Raw genomic sequence first — 272 nt, forward strand, 5'->3', positions numbered from 1 at the left:
CCATCGCAACCGTAGCCGCCATGACCGTATGCGCAGGCGGCTTGCTCATCATCGGCTTGATCGGAGTGGCTACCTGATGCTCAATAAATGGACTAGCCTGGCGACGTTCCTTGTGTGCCTCGCAGGCATCTACTACTGCTGGCATGATGATAGCGGCGGTATCGTACTTTTCACGTTCGGCGCTGCTGCGTGTGGTGCGTTGACTTACTTTGAATGGAGGAAGTGATGAGTTACGAACAAGCTTTGGAGGCTGCTGGCGCTCAAGTGATTGT

Annotated in this window: 1 protein-coding gene; it reads right to left on the bottom strand. The window is 54.4% G+C overall.

Annotated elements, in window-relative coordinates; translation table 11 throughout:
- The coding region (locus tag RMT89_RS43085; protein ID WP_315889210.1) for a hypothetical protein at nucleotides 1-272 on the bottom strand (272 nt) is incomplete at both ends.

The sequence above is a fragment of the Streptomyces sp. P17 genome, from assembly GCF_032436805.1.
Lineage (GTDB): Bacteria > Actinomycetota > Actinomycetes > Streptomycetales > Streptomycetaceae > Streptomyces.